Here is a 23,124-nt window from a genome sequence, read left to right on the forward strand (position 1 = left end):
GTGCTTGCAAAAAGCCGCCGTCACAAAAACTGGCAGAAAACGCACCTTTTGCACACCCCGGGAGGCGTCATTTTGAGGCCCGACTACGTTCAGGGCGACTCAGAAAACTCTCTATTCTAACGTTTCTTGGCCAAGTCTGCGCAAAAGTCGGCCAGATTTTCGGCCAGATCGGGCAGGGCAGCCTGCTCGGCATCCCATTTCGTAGCAGCCTGCACCCATGCTTTCCAGTGCGCAGGCGCCATTGCAGCGGCAACGGCGGATGCGGTTTGGCCTGTCTCCGGCTGGTTCCAGGCACGTATAAGGGCGTGGGCTGATTCCGGGGCCGGATACCGTGCCAGCCAGGCTTCCAGCTTTTCCAGATGTGCATTTTCTTCTTGCGCGTAAATCTGCCACACCAGGGGACGGGCGGCCCAGGCTGCGCGCACAAACGAGTCTTCGCCGCGCACGAAATTCAGATCTGAACTCCATAGCACGCGGTCAAAGTCCGGTTGGGCCACGAAGGGCAGCCGGGCCAGCAACGGCGCGCCCGGCGCCGTGCAGGCAGCTTCCAGTCCGGGCGCCACACCCTGGGGCACAAGCAGTACGCTGCGGCGAGGATCGGCGGCCAGCGCTTGGATCAAGTCGTGGGCAGGCGCCGTCGGATAGCAAAACAGGGACACCGTGCGGGCGCCGTCGCGGCGCTGCAACAGCAGGGCGTCATCCACGCCCAAGGACCGCAGAAAATCGTTCTGCTGGTCTACCGAGGCTTGCAACGCATCGCGTTCGCGAGTCAGGCCGGGTTCCCTAAGCAGACCGCCTGTGGCAGCCGTGAAACCCGGAAAGAAAAAGTGCTTCACCAGACCGTCGGGGCGTTGCGAGGGCAGGCCATGGCAGCTTTCCACCCACGCTTCAGCGCTCAGGTATTCCAGATTGATCCAGGCAGGATGCGTGTGGCGCATGCTGTCTATGAACGCTGGGGGGGGATCGCAGGCAAAGGCTTCGATGACGACGTCGCGCGCCGTCAGAGTGGGATCGGGCGTGGGCGACCAGTGGACAATATCAACGCCGTTCAAGCTCTGCCTGGCGGACTGGGCCTGAATGCCCGGTTGGATGTGCGCAAAGCTTGCCAGGTCGTCGACCCAGAGCCGGACATCCCAGCCGCGGCCCTGCGCCAGCCGGCGCGCCAGGCGCCAGCAGACGCCGATGTCGCCGTAGTTGTCGACGACCCGGCAGAAGATGTCCGCTTGCATTGCTGCCTAGTGGAACTTTGCGGGCGCGGCTTCCGCGTCCTCGGGCAATTCGGCGTGTACCAGTTCGCCCAGCGGATTAGGGAAATAAGGCGCCCCGCAGTCTTCGCAGTACTCGGCCGGCAGCACGCCCGGGATGCGGCGTACTTCAGTCACGCCGTATTCCTTTAGCAGTGCTGCGATTTCGTCCACGACGTCGGGCTGGCCTTCTTCCGAAGGCTGCTCTTCTTCGCGGCCGTAAACGGGCCACACGCAGCCGTAGTAGACGTCGTTACTGCTGCGCGCCGTGAAGCTGATGCGGAATTCGTCGATGCGGCTTTCACCGCAGCCGGCAATAACCGCGCGCAACTGCGACGGCTCAAGGCTGACTGCGCCTTCAAGCCAACTGATGGCAGCGCGCAAAGACAGCGGACGGACGCGGCGATCGGCTTCGCGGTTGCTGACGTAATACGCGTCCGGCAGCAAGGCTTCAAACCCGCAACCGGGCAGCAGCGCCGCCAGCGTGGGCTGCGCTTGGGCGGCGAACTGCTCTTGGCAGGCGTCGCGGCTGGCGTCGGCTTCGCTCACCTGTTCCTGCCAGCGGAAGATCGGTTCGTTTTCGGGTACGGCAACCGCACCGATGATGTAGCGCGTGTCGGCCAGCATGTTGGCCGTCTCGGTCTCGGTGTTCAGCGTCGGCTTGGTGGATTCTTCGCCGAGCGCCTGAGTGCCCAGGCGTTGCAGCCAGTGCCAGGTTTCCGAGAACGTGCGCGGCATCTGGTCCACGCTGACCAGCATGGGCATCAGTGCAGTGCGCGCCTTGCTGGACAGGACGTGGCCATGCAGTTGCGCAAGCAGGGCTTGCTGGGCGCTTGCGGACACCGGGCCGGTCGGGATGGCATAACGGGTCCAGGCGACGATAGGCGCCACGATCAGCAATACGTCGTGCCGGACGCCATTTTTCTCGATCTTCATCGATTCAGACAGGGTTTCTGCCTGCTCAATCAAGACTTCGTAGGCGCCAATATCGTTTTGCGCGAGGTGGTCCAGTGCCGCTTCCAGGGGGGCGTCTTGCCCGGCCTTGAGCAGTTTTGGAATCGCTTCGCCAAGCTGGTTCTCCCAGAACACGTCTTCGACGCGGCTGCCCGAGCGGCTGAGCGCTTGAGCAAGCGCGACCAGGCGGGTGGCATCACGGGTCATGCGGGGAGCGGATTGGCTGCGGGATCGGGCCATAACTTCGGAGGGCGTCCAGTAAGGGTGTAACGACATAGTTTAACGCCCGCCACGCAGGTCGGCTAAGGCCGCCTTTGAATAGGGCCGCTGGCCGTCAGTTCGGCGTCGAGAAGGGCGCGGCGGCAGATTGATGCTTGGATGGCAACAGATTATCCCGGGTGGCGGGGTTTATTGCTGATTGGAAACGTCCGAAAATGCAATCATCAACTTATCTTTGGAGGCTCCGCTATGCGTTGGCCTACGCTTTTCGTTTCCCATGGTTCGCCCATGCTGGCCGTGGAACCCGGTCTGACCGGTCCTGTGCTTGCGGACTGGAGCCTTAACCAGGGCCGCAAACCCAGTGGCATTCTGGTCGTGTCGCCGCACTGGATGGGCGAAGGTTTGGCCTTGTCCACGCGGGATCAGCAGGTGGCATGGCATGACTTCGGCGGTTTTCCGCCTGAACTCTATGCCTTGCAATATGCGGCGCCGGGTTCCCCCGAGCTGGCTGGCCGCGTGCAAGCGCTGTTGGCGGAATCAGGCATTGCCGCCGATCGCGATCCGCGCCGGCCGCTGGATCATGGCGCCTGGGTGCCGTTGCGGTATCTGTACCCCGAGGTGGACGTGCCGGTCGTGCAGTTGTCCTTGGACATGGGGCGTGATGCCGCAGGCCAACTGGCGCTGGGCCGCGCGCTGGCGCCGTTGCGCGACGAAGGCATTCTGATCATCGGGTCCGGGTCGCTGACGCACAATCTGCGCCACATCCGTATGCCGCAGAATGCGCCCGCCGTGTCTTATGTGCCCGGTTTTCAGGACTGGTATGCGCGCAATCTGGCGGAGCATAATGTGCCCGCGCTGCTGGATTGGCAGGCGCAGGCGCCTGGCGCTTTACAGGCCCATCCGCACGACGATCACCTGATGCCGCTCTACGTGGCGCTGGGGGCGGGCGGCGCGACGGCTACGCGTCTGAACGACGAGATTTCGTACGGCGCGCTGGCGATGGACGCCTACCAGTTCGACGACTGACCCCTAGTTGCTGTTTCCGCTAAGTAAAACGCCCCGAAGCCTTGCGGCTCCGGGGCGTACTTTCAGGGTCTTGCGCTGGGTGGCAGCAGGACTCAGGCAGCCAGCAACTGACGCAGCACGAAGGGCAGGATGCCGCCGTGTTGGTAGTAGTCGACTTCGATCGGCGTGTCGATGCGCAGCAGCACTGCCACATCTTGCTTCGAACCGTCCTTGCGGGTGATCGTCAGCGTCACGTCCTGCATCGGCTTGATGCCGTTTTCCAGGCCCGAAATGTCATACGTTTCTTCGCCGGTGATGCCCAGCGATTGCACGCTGTCCGTGCCCTTGAATTGCAACGGCAGCACGCCCATGCCCACCAGGTTGCTGCGGTGGATGCGTTCAAAGCTGCGGGTGATCACAGCCTTCACGCCCAGCAGCTGGGTGCCCTTGGCCGCCCAATCGCGCGACGAGCCGGTGCCGTATTCTTCACCGCCGAACACCACGGTGGAGGTGCCGTCAGCCACATACTTCATCGCGGCGTCATAGATGGACATCTGTTCGCCTGTGGGCTGGAACAGCGTTTCGCCGCCTTCGAAGCGGCTGCCGTCCGGCAGCGACGGGATCATCAGGTTCTTGATGCGCACGTTGGCAAACGTGCCGCGCATCATGATTTCGTGGTTGCCGCGGCGCGAGCCGTAGCTGTTGAAATCGGCCTTCATGACGCCGTTTTCTTTCAGCCACTTGCCTGCGGGCGAGGTTTCCTTGATGGAACCGGCGGGCGAGATGTGGTCGGTCGTGACCGAGTCGCCAAAGACGCCAAGCGCGCGGGCGTTCTTGACGGCAGGCATCGCGGCCGGGGTCATGCCGAAGCCCTCAAAGAAAGGCGGTTCGGCGATGTAGGTTGAATCCGGCCAGTTGTAGGTGTCGCCGTTGACGCCCTTGATGTTCTCCCAGAGCTTGCCCGGGTTGCTCTTGACCTGGCTGTAGTTGGCCTCGAACACCTTCGGGTCCAGAGCATGCTTCATCAGTGCTTCGACTTCTTCAGCGGTGGGCCAGATGTCGCCCAGCCACACGTCGCCGTTCTTGCCGCGCCCGACCGGCTCGGTCATCAGATCGCGCGTGACCGTGCCGGCCAGCGCGTAGGCCACTACCAGCGGCGGCGATGCCAGGAAGTTGGCCTTGATGTTCGGGTGTATGCGCGCTTCAAAGTTGCGGTTGCCGGACAGCACGGCCGAGCAGATCAGGTCGTTGCTGGTGATCGCTTCGTTCAGGTCCGGCGTCAGGTCGCCCGCGTTGCCGATGCAAGTGGTGCAGCCATAGGCGGCCACGTCAAAGCCCAGCTTTTCCAGGTAGGGCAACAGGCCGGTCTTGGTCAGGTAATCGGTGACCACGCGGGACCCAGGAGCCAGCGACGTCTTGATGTGCTTGGGCACCTTAAGGCCTGCTTCCACGGCCTTCTTGGCCAGCAGGCCGGCGGCCAGCAGCACGTTGGGGTTCGACGTGTTGGTGCAAGACGTGATGGCGGCAATCAGGATGTCGCCGTTCTTGATCTTCGTGCCCGTGCTGGTGGTGAAGGTCTGGCCCAGCTTTTCGGCCGGCTGGTTGAAGCCGTTTTCCGCGATGGGCTTGGAGAACAGGTCGATGAAGGTGTTCTTCACGTTGCCGATTTCGATGCGGTCCTGCGGACGCTTCGGGCCTGCCAGCGACGGTGCCACGGTGGACAGGTCCAGCGTCAGCAGCTTGGTGAAGTTGATGTCTTGGGCAGACGGAATGCCAAACATCTTCTGGGCCTTGAAGTAGGCTTCAAAGGCGGCGATTTCGTCTTCGGTGCGGCCGGTGCCGCGGAAATAGTCGATGGTGCGTTCGTCGACAGGGAAGAAACCCATCGTGGCGCCGTATTCGGGCGCCATGTTGCCGATGGTGGCGCGTTCAGCCACGGTCAGGCTGGCGGTGCCTTCGCCGCAGAATTCGACAAACTTGCCCACCACTTTTTCACGGCGCAGCATTTCGGTAATGGTCAGCACCAGGTCGGTGGCGGTGACGCCGCCGCGCAACTGGCCCTTGAGTTCCACGCCGACCACGTCGGGGGTCAGGAAATAGACCGGTTGACCCAGCATGCCGGCTTCAGCTTCGATGCCGCCCACGCCCCAGCCGACCACGCCGATGCCGTTGATCATCGTCGTGTGGCTGTCTGTGCCCACCAGCGAATCGGGGTAGTAAACGTTGTTCTTCTTGTCCAGGTGGACGCCACGCGCCAGGTATTCCAGATTGACCTGGTGGACGATGCCAAAGCCCGGAGGCACGACGCCAAAGGTGTCAAACGCCTGCATGCCCCACTTCATGAACTGGTAGCGCTCTTGGTTGCGCTTGAATTCCAGCTTCATGTTCAGGTCCAGCGCGGACTTGGTGCCGAAGTAATCGATCATGACCGAGTGGTCCACCACCAGGTCCACCGGCACCAGAGGCTCGATGCTCTTGGGGCTCTTGCCCATCTTGTGGGCCACCGAGCGCATGGCGGCGATATCGGCCAAAAGCGGCACACCCGTGAAGTCCTGCAAGACAACCCGCGCCACAACAAAGGGGATTTCGTCTTCGCGCTTGGCATTGGCCTGCCAGTTGGCCAGCTGTTTGACGTGCTCTTCGGTGACCTTCTTGCCGTCACAGTTGCGCAGCACGGATTCCAAAACGACGCGGATCGAAACCGGGAGCCGCTGCACATCGATGCCTAGGGACTTGCCCAGCGCCGGCAGCGAATAGTACTGACAGGATTTATTGCCGATCTTGAAATTCTTGAGAGTGTCTAGTGTGTTGTGCGGCATGATGGACTCCGTGGTTTTGCCCGACTGAATTTGCCCTGGTGCAGGCGGCATTTTCTGGCGTTTTTGCGCGTTTGTCATTGTAGGGGAGACAAGGGCGCGCACAGTCTTGTGTACTGTCACTGCGCAGTCTTATGTCTTGTATCTTATATAAGACTGGGACTGCGCGTCAAAGTTCCGGCCCATCCCGATGCAAACAGCCCGGACTGCAAAACCCATACTGTGGCGGACATGGGGCCAGCCTGCAAGACCCGGCATTTTTAGCAAGAAAGTCCTACAGCCGCGTTGCGGCGCAACCTGGCACGCGTCAGGCCAGGAAATCGCGCAGCAAGGGCTCCAGTTCCGCCTTCAAAAAATCCACCAGCGCACGCTGGGCGGTGGATGGATATGGCGTGGGGGACGTCAGGATAAAAAGCTTGTCACCGGGCCCTTCCGCCCGGTAAGCGGGCAGAACGGGACGTAGACGTTTGGCCGCTACATCGGGCGAAACAATATAAGCAGGCAACAGCGCCACCCCGGCGCCGTCCCGGGCCGCTTGAGCCAGGAACGGAAAATATTCGGATTGAAGGCGCGGAGCGAGTTTGGTTTCGTAGATCTGGCCTTTTCGGTGCAGGCGCAGCGTGGTTTGGGGTTTGGGGCCGGGCGGACATAGAAAGTCGAGCCGGCCCAGATCGCGCGGGTGAGCCGGCGTGCCTACCCGCTGCAAGTAGGCGGGTGACGCGCACAAATGCCATTTCACTTCGCCCAATTCGCGCGCAACGTAATCCTGCGGGGGTGTCGAAATGACGCGCAGGGCAACGTCGATCTCTGACGAAATCAGGTCGCTGACCCGGTTTGAAAACAGTACTCGCAGGCTCAGGCTGGGATGCTGCAAGGCAAAGCGCACCAGCAGCGGCCGCAATTGGTCCAATTCCCCCAGCCCGGTGGGCAGACTGAGCCGGACATGCCCGGTGGGCTCGGCCCCCAGCTTTTGCAGCGCATGGCGGGCCGATTCGACCTCGCGAGCCATGCGTGCGCCGTGTTCGTACAGCACGGTTCCCGGTTGTGTCAGCTCGAGCCTACGCGTCGTACGGCGGATCAGTTGAGCGCCGAACGCGCGTTCCAGTTTTTGCAGATTCCGGCTGACATGGGAACGCGTTACCCCTTGGCGTAACGCCGCCTCGCTAAGCGTGCCTGCCTCCACGATGGTCACGAACAGCTGGATCAGGTTCAGGTCGAGGGCGGGCAGGGCGGACATGGGGTGTCTATTGTTGCCTGTGAGGAAACAGAGTTTACCCAAGTCGAAGGATTGTCGCGGTATCGGTGCGTTGTTACGCTCTACCCAAACGATGCTGTCTACAAACATTCAGGAGACAAACCATGCAGCAAAGCCTGTTTCGCCCGGACCTGTTCCAGGGCCAGCGCATATTGATCACTGGCGGAGGCACCGGGCTGGGTTACGCCATGGCCGGCAAGCTGGCGTCGCTGGGCGCAACCGTGCATCTGTGTGGACGCCGGTTGTCGGTGGTGCAGGAAGCGGCAGCCGCATTGCGTGCCGCGCACGGCGGGCAGGCATTTGCCCATGCGGTGGACATCCGCGACGCTGATGCCGTGGACGCCATGGTCGAGGGCATCTGGACCGAGCACGGCGGGCTGGACGGCCTGATCAACAATGCCGCGGGCAACTTCATCAGCCCTACCGAGAAACTGTCGGCACGCGGCTTTAATGCCATCGCCGATACGGTGTTTCGCGGCACCTTCTACGCCACGCAGGCGGTGGGCAAACGCTGGATTGCCACGGGCGCGCAGGGCGCGGTGCTGTCCATTGTCGTCACCTGGATCTGGACCGGCACCCCCTTCGTCGTGCCGTCCGCGATGTCCAAGGCGGGCATCGACGCCATGACTAAGTCGCTTGCCATCGAATGGGGCCGGCACGGTATCCGCTTTAACGCCATCGCCCCGGGCGTCATCCCGACCGAGGGCGCGACGGCGCGATTGCGTCCCAATGGCGACGGTATGGATACGCTGATCAAGCAGAACCCGATGCAACGCTTGGGCACAGGCGATGACATTGGCGAGCTGGCCGCCTTTTTGCTGGCCCCGGGCAACGATTGGATCAACGGACAGACCATCGCGCTGGATGGCGGCGATTCGCTGGCCAATGGCGCGTATTTCAAGCAGTACTTTGATTGGACGGACGCCGACTGGGCGGCAGCGCGCGCGGCGATAGAGGCGCGCAATGCAGAAGACAAGGCGCAGCGCGCGGTGGGCCAGCCATGAGCGGCTTGTTCATCGCAGGCGATACGCAGCTGGATCGTGCGCAACTGATTAGCCGTGGCGAGCAAGTGGCGGCAGGGTTGTCCGCCATGGGCGTGCAGGAGGGCGACGTGATCGCAGTGCTGTTGCGTAACGGCATGCCCTACCTGGAAATCATTGCCGCGTGCAAGCGGTTGGGCTGCTACTACTGCCCGATCAACTGGCACTACACCGCTGACGAGGTCACTTTTCTAGTGAATGACAGTGGCGCAAAGTTGCTGATTGCCGAAGAGGACTTGTGGCAGCAGATATGGACGGCGCTGCCTCGCGGCTTGCCCGTCCTGCGCGTGATGCCCGGTGCGTCCGGGGGCTGCGGGGTGTTCGAGGCGAACGACTATCACGCATGGCGCGATGCGCAGGCTCCTTACGACGGGCCGCTGGTCGCGCCCCGCGGCCATATGGCCTATACGTCCGGCACCACCGGCCGGCCCAAGGGAGTTGTGCGCCAGCCGTTTCCGGTGGACCGGCTGGCCCACCATCTGGCTGCCGTCGAATCCGTGGTCGAGACGGCTTACGGTTTGCGCAAGGGTTCCAAAGCACTGCTGCCCGCGCCGATCTACCACAGCGCGCCGAGCGTCTTCGCGCAGGTGGCGCTGCGCGTGTGCGACACACTGGTCCTGACCTCGCGCTTCGATCCGCTGGAAGTGCTGCGCTTGATCGAGCAGCATCGGATCGACACTGTCTATCTGGTGCCAATCATGTATGTGCGCTTGCTGAAGGTGGATGCGCGCACCCGGGCGGGCTTTGACCTGTCATCGCTGCGGTTTGTAGCCTCTACCGGCGCGCCGTGCGCGCCAGAGCTCAAGCGCGCGATGATCGATTGGCTGGGCCCGGTCATCCATGAAACCTATGCGTCTAGCGAGGCGGGCATGGTCACGGCGATTGACTCGCACGAGGCGCTGGCGCGTCCCGGCAGCGCGGGCCGGCCGATAGGCCAGGCGCAAGTGCGCATCTATGCCGAGGACGGGTCGGTTTGCCCTGCCGGTCAAGTCGGGAAGATCTACGTGCACCAGCCGGCCTATGCGGACTTCACCTACCGCAATCATGCAGAAGCGCGCCAAGCGGTGGAACGAGACGGTTTGATCGGCCTGGGCGACCTGGGTTACCTGGACGCTGACGGTTTTCTGTTTGTTTGTGACCGCGAGTCCGACATGGTCATCTCTGGTGGCGTGAATATTTACCCCGCCGAGATCGAACACCAGTTCATGCAGTACCCGGGCGTGGCAGATTGCGCCGTGTTCGGCGTGCCGGACGACGAGTTCGGCGAACGGCTGCTGGCGCTGGTGCAGCCCGCCCCGGATGCAGTTTTACAGGCAGAAGACATGCTTGCATGGCTATCCACGCGAATTGCCCGCTACAAGGTTCCGCGCGAACTGCGCTTGCAGGATGCGCTGCCCCGTGACGACAACGGCAAGATCGCCAAGCGCCGGTTACGCGCCCAGTTTTGGGAAGGGCATCAAAGAAAGGTGTAGCGGCGTCAAACCCCGCCACCATCAACGCAGTACCCACGATAAGAGTCGGCAAAGACTCGGGAGACAAGCATGTTGAAGATGAACCACTGGGCCGGCCGCTTTGCGGCGGCGGTGTTAGCCAGCGCCTGCGCCTCGCAAGCGCTGGCCGCTTTTCCAGACCGGCCGGTAAAGCTGGTTGTACCGTACACGCCAGGCGGCGCTGCGGATCAGCTGTCGCGGGTGTTGGCCGAGCGCTTGTCCAAAGAGCTGTTGCAGACGGTGGTCGTGGAGAACAAGCCGGGCGCCAACACCATGATCGCCGCTACCCAAGTGGCCCGCGCCCAGCCCGACGGCTACACGCTTTTTCTGGCCAGCAATGCCAGCATGGTCTTGAACCCCATGCTCTACCAGAAGATCGCCTATGACGCCGCGCGCGATTTTCGTGTGCTGTCCGTGGTGGCGGAGCTGCCGCTCGTGGTGGTGGCAAACAATCAGGTGCCGGTCACGACGCTCGCTCAGTTTGTCAGCTATGCCCAGGCCCGGCCCGGCAAGTTGAACTACGCATCGGTCGGTATCGGCAATCCCTTGCAACTGGCGACTGAGCTGCTCAAGTCGCGCACCGGCATCGACGTGGCGCACATTCCCTATAACGGCAGCGCGCCCGCGTTGAGTTCTTTGATGGCCAACGACACGCAATTGATGGTGGATGTCATCAGTACGTCTTTGCCGCTGGTGAAGGAAAACAAGATCAAGGCGCTGGCGGTGACAACAACGGAGCGCCTGGCCGTTCTGCCTGATGTGCCGACCGTGGCGGAAAGCGGATTTCCGGGTTTTCGCGCAGCAACCTGGTTCGGCGTAGCCGTGCCGCAAGCGACACCAGCGCCGGAGGCGGCGCGTCTACAGCAGGCGGTGGCCAACGTCATGCGGCAGCCAGATTTTCGCGAGCGCTTCCAGACCTTGGGTCTCGTCATTCAGGCCCCACGCGATCAGGCTGAAACCGATGCCTATGTGCAGGAAGACCGCACACGATGGGGGGCGGTGATTCAGGCCAACCATATCAAGCTGGATTGATGGTTCTGACCGCGTCGCTTATATCAGTTTCCCGGGCAGCTCCGCCACGGCGTATTCCAGAAACCTGCGCAGCGCCAGCGGAATGCCGCGCCGCGCAGGCATGACGGCGTAGATGCGGGCGGGCGTCGCGCGCCATGCGGGCAGCAATTCCACAAGGTCGCCAGACGCCAGATAGGGCGCGCACAAATAATGGGGCAGTAGCGCCGCGCCCAGACCGGATCGGGCCATCTCGCGTAGCGCGGCCGGATTGTTGCTCAGGCTGCGGGGCAAAAATTCGATCGACTCCTGCTCGCCTCCCGGCCCCGCGAACTGCCAGCTCTGGGGGCTGTCTTGCGTGCCATGCGCCAACAATGGCAGAGACGCCAGGTCTCGCGGATGCCGGGGCGCGGATTGGGCCATCGCCGGATGGCAGACCAGCACCAGCGGCACTGGGGCCAGATCGCGCGCGATCAGGCGCGAATCTGTCAGGGATGCCCCTTGCGCGCGAAAAGCCAGGTCATACCCTTCGCCGACCAGATCAATGATCTGGTCGCGGGTGTCGAGCAGCACCCGCACCTCTGGATAGGCCAGGCAGAATCGGGCCACCAGATCACCCAGCAGAAATACCGAAAGGGGCGATGGCGCGGTCATCCGCAGCAGACCGCTGGGTGTGTCTCCAGCCGAGGCCGCCAGGTCGAATGCCGTGCGGGCTTCACGCGCCATGGCTTGGGCGTGAACATAAATCTGTTCGCCCATCGGGGTCAGCGACACGCGACGGGTATTGCGCTGCAATAAGCGCTGCCCCAGGCGCGCCTCCAGCTCGGCTACGCGCCGGCTGAGCTTGGACCGTTGCAGATTCAACACACGGGCGGCTGCGGAAAACCCGCCTTTCTCAACCACCTCGCTAAATAGCAGCAGGTCGTCCAGGTGGTGAAGGTATGAATGCATGGGGTTTTTTAGGGCAGGGAAGGGTAATGGCCACTATTGTCCTGCACAGTAGGACAATAAATCCTGAAATTGCACTCTACTGTCCGGCAGGTGGAACCCATAAGCTTGCTGTCAGAATGCACCGCCCCATCACCAGGCAGCACCCCACTTGACTATCCATCTCAGCGCAGTCGTACCCAGCCAAGCTCAGGCCATGGGCGAAACTTGTTCCATCCGGCAGTTCCGGCACACCGATTTTTCCAGGAGCATGTCGCCTCTGGTCATGGTGGATCACTTTCTGATGACGGGCCCGACGTTCGCGCCGCACCCCCACGCCGGAATGTCAGCGGTGACGCTCTTGCTGGAAGATTCCAAGGGCGTGATGCAAAGCCGGGACAGTGTGCAAAACGATCACGAAATACGGCCCGGCGACGTGCACTGGACCCTGGCGGGCAAGGGCATTCTGCATACGCAGCAACCCGTAGGTCCGGCGCAGTTGAACGGTTTGCAGATCTTCGTGAACCTGCCCGAACGGCTGAAATCCCTGCCTCCGGCGACCTCGCTGCTGCGCGCCTGGGAAATGCCGGTCATTCAGACGGACGCCGGTCGTATTCGCGTCGTTGCGGGCAGTTATGGCGGCTGGCAATCGCCGTTGGAAACCCCCGAACCATTGCTGATGCTGGACGGGTGGTTGCGGCCAGGCGCTACCCAGTTGGTGCCTTTGCAGCCGGGCTGGAACGCCTGGATCTACGCGGTGCAAGGCGATATGGGCGTGCGGGCTCGTCACCGGGTGACCGGGGCCGCGCCGCTGCCGAAGATGGCGGGCGGTGATCCAGATTTTGCCGTGCTGCCGGCCAATTCGGCATTGGTGGCATCGGCTCGCCGAGGGGGCGACGAGGGTGTCCTGCTATTGATGGCGGGCCGCGCGCCTGCCCACTTTGTGCTGATCGCGGGGCCGGCGATTGACGAGCCCATTGTGCAGCGCGGACCCTTCGTGATGTCCAGCCAACGCGCATTGTCCCAAGCGTTGACGGCTTACGAGGCCGGTGAATTTGGTGAATTGCGCCAGGACCTGGCTGCCTGACGCTGTCCTGAAGAGCGGTTAGATGTTGTGCCTCGGCAACGATGATCCGCTTTTTTATCAGGGACGGAATGAGAATGATTCTTGTATTGATAACATTCCCGGCATAGACCCTACGAGTTCAAGACCCTTGGTGAGCGGGCTTCCCCAGGCTTCGCGCGATGCCTGCGGTAGTTCAAGCAATCGGGATTTTGCGATTCTTCGTTCCGCTTCGGCGGACATTTCTTGCCCATCATGATCCCGATATGAAAATTCGAAATCTTGCCTGCCTGGCCGCTACGCTGCCGTGCCTGGGCGCCGCCTATGGTCAGACCGCGCCCCAAGCTCAACCCGCCAATGCCAGTGGCTCCGTCGTGTCAATGGAAGCGATCAAAGTGGAAGCCAGCGCGGACGCGTCGGCGGGCGGCCTGGCTGCGCCTTTCGCGGGCGGGCAGGTGGCGACGGGCGGCCGAGTCGGCGTATTGGGCACGCTAGACAACCTGAGCACGCCGTTCAGCATCACCAGCTATACCAATGAGCTGATTCAAGACAAGCAGGCGCGCAGCGTTGGCGACGTATTGCAGAACGACTCCGGCGTGCGCGTGGCGCGCGGCTTCGGTAATTTCCAGGAGTCCTACTTCATCCGCGGTTTCATCCTGAGCTCGGATGACGTGGCCTATAACGGTCTTTACAGCCTGCTGCCCCGTCAATACATCGCCACCGAATTGTTTGAGCGCGTGGAAGTGCTGCGCGGCGCAACGGCCTTCCTGACGGGCGCCACCCCTGGCGGCGGCGGTATCGGCGGTGTGATCAACCTGGTGCCCAAGCGGGCGCCGAACGATCCGCTCACCCGCGTCACGACGGGCGTGTCCAGCGGCGGCCAGTTCCAGTTGTCCACTGATATCGCTCGCCGCTTCGGCCCCGATGACAGCACGGGCATTCGTCTGAATGCGGCGCAGCGCAGTGGCGACACCGGCATTGATGACGAACATTCCCGCACCAGCCTGGTGTCGCTGGGCCTGGACTGGCGCTCGGCTGATACCCGCTTGTCCGCGGATATCGGCTGGCAGGAAAACAAACTCAAGCGCGCACGTCCCAATGTGACGATGGGCGCGGGCGTGACGAAGGTTCCCGATGCGCCCGACGCCAGCTCGAACTACGCGCAGCCCTGGTCGTATTCCAATGAGCGCGACCTGTTCGGCACCGTGCGCGCCGAGCACGATTTCAGCGACAAGCTGACGGGCTGGGCGGCCTATGGTTTTCGCCGCAGCGACGAAGCCAACTCGCTTGGCAACGTTACGCTGACCAACGGCAGCACCGGCGCGGGCAACTTCTACCGCTTCGACAATACGCGTGAAGACAGCGTCAATACAGGCGAATTTGGCCTGCGCGCCAAAGTGCGCACCGGTCCTGTGGGTCATGAGATTGTGGCGTCGGCGTCCTTCTTCGATCTGAAGAAGAAGAACGCCTACATCATGGATTACCTGAACACCTTCCCCACCAACATCTACGACCCGGTGTCGTATGACAAGCCTGCATTCAGTGCAGGCGCGTTGCGGGGCAACGACATTGACAATCCGGCACTGCAAGGCCGCACGCGCATGAGCAGCTATGCGTTGGGCGACACCATGTCGTTCCTGGACGACAAGGTGCTGCTGACACTCGGCATCCGCCATCAGCGCTTGTCTCAGCGCGACTATGCCTACAACACGGGCAAGGAAAATGGCGCCTACGACGCCAGCCGTAACTCGCCTGCCGCCGGTATCGTCTTCAAGGTCACGCCCAGCGTCTCTCTGTACGCGAACTATATCGAGGCCCTGGTGGCCGGCCCTACCGCACCGGCGAACGCCAATGGCAAACCTGTGCCGAACGTCGGCCAAAGCTTGCAGCCTTATGTTTCCAAGCAAAAGGAAATTGGCGCGAAGTATGAGGGCGACGGTCTGGGCGCCGGTTTGGCGCTCTTCTCGACCGACAAGCCGCGTGCGATGTACAACGCCAGCAACGAACTGACCACGTCCGGCAAGGATCGCCATCAGGGTGTTGAATTGACGGTGTACGGCGAGCCCATCAAGAGCGTGCGTGTCCTGGGCGGCCTGACTTGGCTGGATGCCCAACAGCGCTCCACGGGCACGGCCTCGCTGGATGGCAACCGCGTGATCGGCGTGCCGCGCTTCCAGGCCAACATGGGCGTGGAGTGGGATATCCCCGGCGTGCAAGGCCTAGCCGTGGATGGCCGCGTGGTCTACACGGGATCATCCTACGCGGATGATGCCAACACCCTCAAGGTGCCCGGCTGGACCCGCTTTGACGCTGGTGTGCGCTACATGACGGATGTCGGCGGCCACGTGGTGACGCTGCGTGCCCGCGTGGAAAACATCGCCAACCGCAACTACTGGTCGTCGGTCGGCGGTTACCCCGGCAATGGTTATCTGGTGCTGGGCGGCCCGCGCACGTTCCTGCTGTCGGCCAGTATGGATTTCTGATGCTGAGCCGGCTGGCGCTGAACCCGCTGGCGCTAACCGGCCAGGTTGTCAGCGGCCTCCTGTAGGCCGCTCAGGATGCTGTCGGCCACGTACGAGGGGAATCCGGCGGGCAGTAGCGCGCGAACTGTCTTAACGACCCCGGACGTGCGCGCCACCAGGTCGTCGACCACCGCCTCTACGCCGCGGCCGTCGGGCGCCACCACGCCATGCTCTGCGCCCACAGTCAGCCAGTGCTGACGCAGGATGTCGCGCATGACCCAGTGAGCGTTCTTCGAGCGCACGGCCATAGCCATCTTGGCCTTGAACGGCGACAGCTGGTTTGCCCCCGTGCCGATGATCGGATATGCCGAGAGCACGTCGTACAACGGCGTGAGCTGATAGCTCCCGGCGGCGTTCAGAAAAATACTGAAGTTCTTCGCATGGCCATCGGTGGCGCGTAGCATGCAGAAGAGGACCTGGGCCTGGAAGAAATTGCGGCGGTCTCCATCCGGATCGGTGGAGGTGGCCAGCAGCTTCATGATGGTGCGCACTCCTGGCCCGCCGTCTGCCTCGTACTTGAGGTGCGGCGGCGTCCCGGTGGCCTGGCACATGTCTTCCTGCGGCAACCGGATGAGCCAGCGCTTGCCGTCTGGAGCCGTCCACCACTTACGGTCGAATCGCTCGACCGCCAGTACCTTCATGTCCTCGAATTGGAGAGTCTGCGTGCATGCTACCGGCAAGCCGTAGGCGCGCAGAATCTCCGAGCACAGCCACTCGTTCTCGGCCGAGTCGCGCATATCGAAGTTGAGGTTGCCGACCAAGCCCATCGGCAGCTTGAAGATGTGGGTGGTCGGCGTCGCGCGATGAGGCAGACACCACCGGTCGTTGAACCAGAGCAGGGCGGTCTTCTCCTGTGCGCCGGCAATGGAAATGCGGAAGTCATCGTCGTCTGCCCTGTCCAGGCCACTGACTGGCGCCGGCGCCAGGGTGTTGCGCAAGACCTGGGCCACAGCAGCGTCGTCCAGAGGCGTCGCGTGGACCTCCTGCACACCGTCAGGTGGAGCAGCGTCCGGGAGCACCTGTAGGGCGCCTACGCAGTCCCGGCCAATTTCGGCCAGCAGCGCGAAAGCGTCGGTCGAGCCGGCCTGAAACCGGCGCGCAACGCGATCGCGGATGCCCTTGCTGTCCGGCAGCAGGTTCTCGAAGTAGTTGCGCACGGCATCGCTGCGGTGTGGCTGATTGCCTGGGGTGAACGGTAGGGACAGTGACAGCGGACGCCCTCGGGGTGAGACCACCCAGGAGTCGGCGTATTGCAGAGTTTCGGCTGCATGAGGAAGCATGCTCCAGGTGCCGACGAACTCGCCGTTCATCCAGAGCTTCAGGGTGCGGGTGTGGGAGCGACGCCCCATGGGCTCACCAGCTCGGGCCAGCCGACGCCTTGGGCGACGGCGATTGGCTGGTCTTGCGCAGCACGAGCTCGACGCCCAGGATGCTCAGGAGCTCCAGCAGGCGGTCGGCGCTGACCTTGTCGGCATGGCGCTCGAGATTCGACAAGGCCTGCTGGCTGACACCCAGTCGCATGGCGGTATCGGCCTGTGTCAGGCCGGCCTGTTTGCGAAAAGCATGGAGCAGGGCCGGAAGCTGCTCCGCAGTGCGGACGGTGAAGTCGAGCATACAAGTCTCATATTGTATTTCTACTATACAAGTTATAGTGAGTAAAACGAAAATACTCAAGTTAAATTGTAAATCTACAATACATAGCAGAGATTGTATTTTTGTTCTACAACACAAGTATTGTAAAAGCTCCGGTCGACCGCGGGCTATTCCGAACACGATGCTGTGCTCGACTGCGTCGCGCGCGGCGTGGACGCTCTCCGCCTCGGCGTGAATGCTCGATCTGGCCAACACCTACCAGAACCATCCCCCTCGCGTCAGATCCTTCTCGCAACTCTTGTACTGCGCCGTGAACTTCTCCGCGCGCGCCTGCACTTTTTGCGACACGGTTTTCAACCATGCCTTGCGGTCGTAGCTGCGGTTGCGGTAGCCGGTCCAGCCCTCGTGATAGTTCAGGTATTGGCCGTAGGCGTCCCACTTGGAAATACCGTTGATGCGCTGGCTCTTGCTCATGTACCAGCCCATGAAGTCCAGCGCATCCGCGAAGTTGTCGCGGCTGGAGCCCCAGCCGCCTGCGTCGGTTTTGTAATCAGCCCAGGTTTCATCCTTGGCCTGCGCGTACCCATAGGCCGAACTGACGCGGCCCCAGGGGATGATGCCCAAGAAGTAGTAGCGCGGCGGCACGGCGTCCTGTTTGAAGGACGACTCCTGGTACATCATGGCCATCGGCACGGGCACGGGGGCGCCCCATTTCTTTTGCACCTTCAGGGCGGCGTCGTGCCAATCCGGCTTTTCTCGGAAGATTGCGCAAATGTTCTCGGGGTTGGATGGCGGCGCCGTGGCGCAACCGGCAAGCGCCAAAAGCAGCATTGGCGGCAGCAAAAGCCGGGTCATTGGCAGTCTTCCTCCTGAGGGGGGCTGGGGCGGCAGGGATGCCGCGCCACAAGGGGCGTGTATCACACGTTACCGCGATTGTATGAAAACGTATCGGTAGAAAAGTTCCGTCCCCTGAAATGGCCAGGCTCAACAGCGTGAGCAGCGCGCTTTCGTTCACGAGCAAGACCACCACCGAACGCACAAGCAAAAACGGCCCCGGATCGCTCCGGGGCCGCTGTCAGACTAAAAAGCCTGGCGAGTGCGATCAGACCTCGATCACGTCCGCCACGTCCTTGTAGTCCGCGATCTTGTCGAAGTTCAGGTATTGATAGATCTGGTCGCCGTTCTTGGTAATGACGCCCATATCGGCCATGTACTCGTCCTTGGTCGGAATACGGCCCAGCTTCGAGCAGATGGCGGCCAGTTCAGCCGAACCCAGGTACACGTTCGTGTTCTTGCCCAAACGGTTGGGGAAGTTACGGGTGCTGGTCGACATGACGGTTGCGCCTTCGCGCACTTGTGCCTGGTTACCCATGCACAGCGAGCAGCCCGGCATTTCCGTACGGGCGCCGGCAGTGCCGAATACGCCGTAGTGGCCTTCTTCGGTCAGTTGCGTAGCGTCCATCTTGGTCGGCGGGGCAACCCACAGCTTGACCGGGATGTCGCGCTTGCCTTCCAACAGCTTGGACGCTGCGCGGAAGTGGCCGATGTTGGTCATGCAGCTGCCGATGAACACTTCGTCGATCTTGGCGCCAGCAACTTCCGACAACGTCTTGACGTCGTCCGGGTCGTTCGGGCAGGCCACGATGGGCTCATGCACGTCGGCCAGGTCGATGTCAATGATGGCGGCGTATTCGGCGTCGGCATCCGGGGCCAGCAGCTGGGGATTGGCCAGCCAGGCTTCCATGGCCTTGATGCGGCGGCCCAGGGTGCGCTCGTCTTCGTAGCCGTTGGCGATCATCCACTTCAACATCACGATGTTGCTGTTGATGTATTCGATGATCGGTTCTTTGTTCAGGTGCACCGAGCAGCCGGCGGCCGAACGTTCAGCGGACGCGTCCGACAGTTCGAAAGCCTGTTCGACCTTCAGGTCCGGCAAGCCTTCGATTTCCAGGATGCGGCCCGAGAAGATGTTCTGCTTGCCTTGCTTGGCAACCGTCAGCATGCCTTGCTTGATGGCGTACAGCGGGATGGCGTTGACCAGATCGCGCAGCGTCACGCCAGGTTGCAGCTTGCCCTTGAAGCGGACCAGCACCGATTCCGGCATGTCCAGGGGCATCACACCCGTGGCGGCGGCAAAGGCGACCAGGCCCGAACCGGCCGGGAACGAGATGCCGATGGGGAAACGGGTGTGCGAATCGCCGCCGGTGCCGACGGTGTCGGGCAACAGCATGCGGTTCAGCCACGAGTGGATCACACCGTCACCCGGACGCAGCGACACGCCGCCACGGGTGCTGATGAATTCCGGCAGCGTGTGGTGCGTCTTGACGTCCACGGGCTTCGGGTAGGCGGCAGTGTGGCAGAACGACTGCATCACCAGATCGGCCGAGAAGCCCAGGCAAGCCAGGTCCTTCAATTCGTCGCGGGTCATGGGGCCGGTGGTGTCCTGGCTGCCGACCGAGGTCATCTTCGGTTCGCAGTAGGTGCCCGGGCGCACGCCCTTGCCTTCCGGCAGGCCACATGCGCGGCCGACCATCTTCTGGGCCAGGGTGAAACCCTTGCCCGAATCAACCGGGTCCTTCGGCAGACGGAACAGCGTGGATGCGGGCAGGCCCAGGGCTTCACGCGCCTTGGCCGTCAGGCCGCGGCCGATGATCAGCGGAATGCGGCCGCCGGCGCGCACTTCGTCGAACAGCACGTCGGACTTCACTTCAAATTCGGCGATGACTTCGCCGTTCTTGAGGGCTTTGCCATCGTACGGACGCAGTTCAACCACGTCGCCCATTTCCATTTGGGAAACGTCGAGTTCGATCGGCAGGGCGCCAGCGTCTTCCATCGTGTTGTAGAAGATCGGGGCAATCTTGTTGCCCAGGCACACGCCGCCAAAGCGCTTGTTCGGCACGAAGGGGATGTCTTCGCCCGTGAACCACAGCACCGAGTTGGTTGCCGACTTGCGCGACGAACCCGTGCCGACCACGTCACCCACGTAGGCGACCAGGTGACCCTTGTCTTTCAGCGATTCGATGAACTTGATCGGACCGCGCTTGCCGTCTTCTTCCGGTTCGAACGCAGCGCCGTCGCGCTTGTTCTTCAGCATCGCCAGGGCGTGCATCGGGATGTCGGGGCGGGTCGTGGCGTCCGGGGCGGGCGACAGGTCGTCGGTGTTGGTTTCGCCAGGCACCTTGAAGACCGTGATGGTCAGGCTTTCCGGCAGTTCCGGGCGGCTGGTGAACCATTCGGCGTCGGCCCAGCTTTGCAGCACGGACTTGGCGTTGGCGTTGCCCTTGTCGGCCTTTTCCTTCACGTCGTGGAAGGCGTCAAACATCAACAGGGTCTTTTTCAGCGCATCGGCGGCGATCGTGCCGATTTCAGCATCGTCCAGCAGGTCGACCAGCGGGCCAATGTTGTAGCCGCCGAGCATCGTGCCCAGCAGTTGCGTCGCCTTGGCACGGCTGATCAGCGCACAAGCTTCCTTGCCCAGCGCCACAGCGGCCAGGTAGGACGCCTTGACCTTGGCGGCGTCATCCACGCCAGCCGGCACGCGGTGGGTCAGCAGTTCGACCAGATTCTGCTCCTCGCCAGCGGGCGGGTTCTTCAGCAGTTCGATCAGTTCAGCGGTTTGTTTGGCCGTAAGGGGCAGCGGGGGAATTCCCAGGGCTGCGCGTTCGGCGACGTGTTGGCGGTAGTTATCCAGCATGTGAGGCCTGCTCAAAGTCGGGTTGGAAGAAGGGTTGTTGGCCGGAATTGTAGAAGCAAGTGGGGGCGGCAAGCAAATGTCTTATATCTTATATAAGACTTGGGTCGATAGCTGTTGCTTACGGGCGACGGCGGCGCTTGAAGTGCAGGGCGGCGGCCACGGAAAAGGCGGCCGTCGAGGCCGCCTGCTGGGTCATTCTCCGCCCATGCTGGAAGCGATCCCAAAGGGGCTGCGGGCCAAAGCCTGGGTTGGGTCGGCGATGCCTACAGCGGTTTGGCGTCGTACACCACGCCCACTTTGGCGAAATTTCCGCCATATTGTTTGACGTTGAGCTCGAATGGCGCGCTTTCACCGGGTTGGAGCTTGGGCAGCCTGAGTTCTTGGAAGCTGGCGCCGGACAATTTGTCCTGCGCGTCATACAGGCTGACCCACACGCGAACCTCGCCCACCTCCGCCTTATCGTCGTTACGCACTCGGCCATGCACGGTGACGTACTTGTAACGGTAGCGATACGTGAAATTCAGGGTGCCGGTGCCGATTGCGGCCTCGGTGTTTTCCACCGTCACGGCCAGTTTGGGCCGGGGGCCGGGAAGGGCGGCCCGCTTGGCGGGCAGCCAATCCGTTTTGACCTCGGTAAAGCGGTCAAAGTCACCACCCGTCAGGGCCACGGGCACCCGCTCCCCGGGGTACAGATGGGTGGGCAAGCTCCAGTTCTGACGCAGATTCAGCTTGCGCGACCCGTCGAACACGGAGATCTCGGCCCTAGGCGACAACGCGACATAGCTATCACTGTTATTGACCAGCTCGGCATACAAGACCGGGCGCTCGATTTCGTCGAGCAACCGGCGCGGGGCGGATAACTTGAGGTTCTTGGGGTCAAACAGGGCAAAAGCCGGATCAAGTAGCTCCGCAGTGGACAGGCGCACATTGTCAATGACCCGGGTCTCGGCCGGGTTGACGCGGATGATGCGGCTGGCCTGGGCGGGATCTTTTGGGGCCTGCGCCTGGGCGGCGGCTGACGGCTGGGCGTCCGCCGCCCGCGCCGGCAGGTCGGGCGAGGTGCTGAGATTAAGGGCGGACAGCAGCCCTGTGTATTTGGCGGCGGCAAAACCCGCAGCCGCCAGTATTACCAGCACAAGGGCGGCTTTGGCGGGCCAGGCCAGCGGTTTGGAGCCAGGACGATCAGCTTTCACTTTGCACCATGTAATCGTAGGAGGCGACGCGGCTCTCGTTCAGCATCTCGCAGCTCACATCAAAGGAGGTCAGCGCGCCGGGCGCCAGCGCGCCGGCAGAGGCATACCCATTGCCCGTGCCAATCAGGGCGCCGTCCTCGCCATACAACATGACGCTGATCTGGGTGCTGTTGGCCGTAGCCGCGCCCTGGTTCTTTACCAGTCCGATCAGGCGGTAAGACCCATCGTTTTTGACCAGTTGGACCTTGCTGGCTGCCACATCGTTATTTTTGCCGCGGGCGGCGGACGGCGTGGCGACTTGCAGCGTGTAGCGGGTGTAGGCCTTGTCGGTGACGTTGATCCGCACCGGCGCGTACTCGCCGGGTTGCAGCGACCGGACCGAGGGCGAGTCATATGACGATCCCAGAGTCAGGTCGTCCTGATAGAAGGTCGCCGTGATTCGGGGCGCGTCGATCTTCCTGCCGGTTTCGTTGCGCACCATCATGATCAGCTGCTTGCGGCTGCGCGTTTGTATTTCGCGGATATCCGTCAATTTCACAAGTGACGCGTCAATCGGCGGCTCAACGGGTGTGAGACGCCGGGGCGGGGACGAACTGCCTGAATTGAAAATGGCCGTCAGCGAGATCACGGCAGCCGCCACCACGCCGACGACAATCGCCGTGATGACCGTAGGTTTCACCGGCACCGTGCTGGCCGGCTGCTGCATGCCGCGCAGGATTTTTTCCAGGCGCTGGGCAACGTCGTCTTCCACCAGCGTCATGGCCTGGCAGTGATTGCACCGGTATTCGTTGGTGGCCAATTTGGTGAATTGAGCGCTGCCGCATGTTGAGCAGGTCAGCGTCACCGTGTTGATCGTGGTCTGTTTGGGAGTCATTCTCGCGGGTCAGACGCGCCTGGCCGCTAGCCACGCCCGGATGGCGTGGAAACAGACTAGGCGTAACGGGGCTTACAGGGCGGCAAGAATAGCGGCAGGGCGCTCCAGGCATGGTTCATGAGCGCTTCTGATTGTGACAAGATATGTGCGCAAGGCGTTTGTCAGGCGACGGGCAGGGCATAAGAAAGCCGGTGCTATCATCGCCGCGATTCAAGATTCCCCTGCCG

Annotated in this window: 17 protein-coding genes; 6 read left to right on the forward strand and 11 right to left on the reverse strand. The window is 62.4% G+C overall.

The genetic code is table 11. The annotated features are described in order from the left end of the window. Positions 1 to 116: 116 nt before the first annotated feature. Together earP and RAS12_RS01510 are read right to left on the reverse strand one after the other, a co-directional pair. A complete protein-coding gene (gene earP, locus RAS12_RS01505) occupies positions 117 to 1,229 on the reverse strand; it encodes an elongation factor P maturation arginine rhamnosyltransferase EarP (RefSeq protein WP_306944735.1) in 1,113 nt (370 codons plus the stop codon). A gap of 6 nt (positions 1,230 to 1,235) precedes the next feature. Further along, positions 1,236 to 2,438, reverse strand: a complete 1,203-nt coding sequence (locus RAS12_RS01510; RefSeq protein ID WP_306951718.1) for a DUF2863 family protein — start codon at positions 2,436 to 2,438, stop codon at positions 1,236 to 1,238. Positions 2,439 to 2,666: 228 nt separating this feature from the next. Here RAS12_RS01510 and RAS12_RS01515 point away from each other — a divergent pair, with 228 nt between their 5' ends. After that, positions 2,667 to 3,443: a DODA-type extradiol aromatic ring-opening family dioxygenase gene (locus tag RAS12_RS01515; RefSeq protein ID WP_306944736.1), complete on the forward strand. Its 777-nt coding sequence runs from the start codon at positions 2,667 to 2,669 to the stop codon at positions 3,441 to 3,443. A 92-nt stretch (positions 3,444 to 3,535) separates the two neighbouring features. Here RAS12_RS01515 and acnA read toward each other — a convergent pair whose 3' ends face one another. Together acnA and RAS12_RS01525 are read right to left on the reverse strand one after the other, a co-directional pair. Further along, on the reverse strand, positions 3,536 to 6,241 hold the full coding sequence (acnA, locus tag RAS12_RS01520) for an aconitate hydratase AcnA (protein ID WP_306944737.1): 2,706 nt from the start codon (positions 6,239 to 6,241) through the stop codon (positions 3,536 to 3,538). 304 nt (positions 6,242 to 6,545) lie between these two features. Further along, positions 6,546 to 7,475 carry a LysR family transcriptional regulator gene (locus RAS12_RS01525; protein ID WP_306944738.1) on the reverse strand — a complete coding sequence of 310 codons (930 nt, stop codon included), beginning with the start codon at positions 7,473 to 7,475 and terminating at the stop codon, positions 6,546 to 6,548. 122 nt (positions 7,476 to 7,597) lie between these two features. On the opposite strand from RAS12_RS01525, the gene RAS12_RS01530 reads away from it, so the two are divergent. From RAS12_RS01530 to RAS12_RS01540, 3 genes are all read left to right on the forward strand, one after another. Further along, the gene (locus RAS12_RS01530) at positions 7,598 to 8,497 is read left to right on the forward strand and encodes an SDR family oxidoreductase (protein WP_306944739.1); all 900 of its coding nucleotides are present in this window, start codon (positions 7,598 to 7,600) and stop codon (positions 8,495 to 8,497) included. After that, positions 8,494 to 10,005, forward strand: coding sequence for an AMP-binding protein (locus tag RAS12_RS01535; RefSeq protein ID WP_306944740.1), 1,512 nt, complete (start codon positions 8,494 to 8,496; stop codon positions 10,003 to 10,005). Before RAS12_RS01530 ends, RAS12_RS01535 begins: the two co-directional genes overlap by 4 nt. 69 nt (positions 10,006 to 10,074) lie before the next feature. Beyond that, a complete protein-coding gene (locus RAS12_RS01540) occupies positions 10,075 to 11,055 on the forward strand; it encodes a Bug family tripartite tricarboxylate transporter substrate binding protein (protein ID WP_371321239.1) in 981 nt (326 codons plus the stop codon). 18 nt (positions 11,056 to 11,073) lie between these two features. Here RAS12_RS01540 and RAS12_RS01545 read toward each other — a convergent pair whose 3' ends face one another. After that, positions 11,074 to 11,982 carry a LysR substrate-binding domain-containing protein gene (locus tag RAS12_RS01545; RefSeq protein WP_306944741.1) on the reverse strand — a complete coding sequence of 303 codons (909 nt, stop codon included), beginning with the start codon at positions 11,980 to 11,982 and terminating at the stop codon, positions 11,074 to 11,076. A gap of 193 nt (positions 11,983 to 12,175) precedes the next feature. Here RAS12_RS01545 and RAS12_RS01550 point away from each other — a divergent pair, with 193 nt between their 5' ends. Further along, a complete protein-coding gene (locus RAS12_RS01550) occupies positions 12,176 to 13,045 on the forward strand; it encodes a pirin family protein (RefSeq protein ID WP_306951722.1) in 870 nt (289 codons plus the stop codon). Between the two features lie 242 nt (positions 13,046 to 13,287). Beyond that, a complete protein-coding gene (locus RAS12_RS01555) occupies positions 13,288 to 15,504 on the forward strand; it encodes a TonB-dependent receptor (protein ID WP_306944742.1) in 2,217 nt (738 codons plus the stop codon). Between the two features lie 32 nt (positions 15,505 to 15,536). Here the strand turns inward: RAS12_RS01555 and RAS12_RS01560 are convergent, their stop codons facing one another. The 6 genes from RAS12_RS01560 to RAS12_RS01585 all read right to left on the reverse strand — a co-directional run bounded on the left by RAS12_RS01560 (position 15,537) and on the right by RAS12_RS01585 (position 22,897). Beyond that, on the reverse strand, positions 15,537 to 16,892 hold the full coding sequence (locus RAS12_RS01560; RefSeq protein WP_306944743.1) for a type II toxin-antitoxin system HipA family toxin: 1,356 nt from the start codon (positions 16,890 to 16,892) through the stop codon (positions 15,537 to 15,539). 4 nt (positions 16,893 to 16,896) lie between these two features. Beyond that, complete coding sequence (locus RAS12_RS01565; protein WP_306944744.1) at positions 16,897 to 17,157, reverse strand: helix-turn-helix domain-containing protein; 261 nt, start codon at positions 17,155 to 17,157, stop codon at positions 16,897 to 16,899. A gap of 234 nt (positions 17,158 to 17,391) precedes the next feature. After that, positions 17,392 to 17,991 (reverse strand): transglycosylase SLT domain-containing protein, encoded by a 600-nt coding sequence (locus RAS12_RS01570; RefSeq protein ID WP_306944745.1) that lies wholly within the window; start codon positions 17,989 to 17,991, stop codon positions 17,392 to 17,394. A 247-nt stretch (positions 17,992 to 18,238) separates the two neighbouring features. Continuing rightward, positions 18,239 to 20,830, reverse strand: coding sequence for a bifunctional aconitate hydratase 2/2-methylisocitrate dehydratase (gene acnB / locus RAS12_RS01575; protein ID WP_306944746.1), 2,592 nt, complete (start codon positions 20,828 to 20,830; stop codon positions 18,239 to 18,241). A gap of 263 nt (positions 20,831 to 21,093) precedes the next feature. Further along, positions 21,094 to 22,023 (reverse strand): FxLYD domain-containing protein, encoded by a 930-nt coding sequence (locus RAS12_RS01580; protein WP_306944747.1) that lies wholly within the window; start codon positions 22,021 to 22,023, stop codon positions 21,094 to 21,096. Further along, entirely contained in the window at positions 22,013 to 22,897 is an 885-nt protein-coding gene (locus tag RAS12_RS01585) for an FxLYD domain-containing protein (RefSeq protein ID WP_306944748.1), read from the reverse strand. Before RAS12_RS01585 ends, RAS12_RS01580 begins: the two co-directional genes overlap by 11 nt. Between the last annotated feature and the right edge of the window lie 227 nt (positions 22,898 to 23,124).

It is taken from the genome of Achromobacter seleniivolatilans (assembly GCF_030864005.1).
Classification (GTDB): domain Bacteria; phylum Pseudomonadota; class Gammaproteobacteria; order Burkholderiales; family Burkholderiaceae_B; genus Achromobacter; species Achromobacter seleniivolatilans.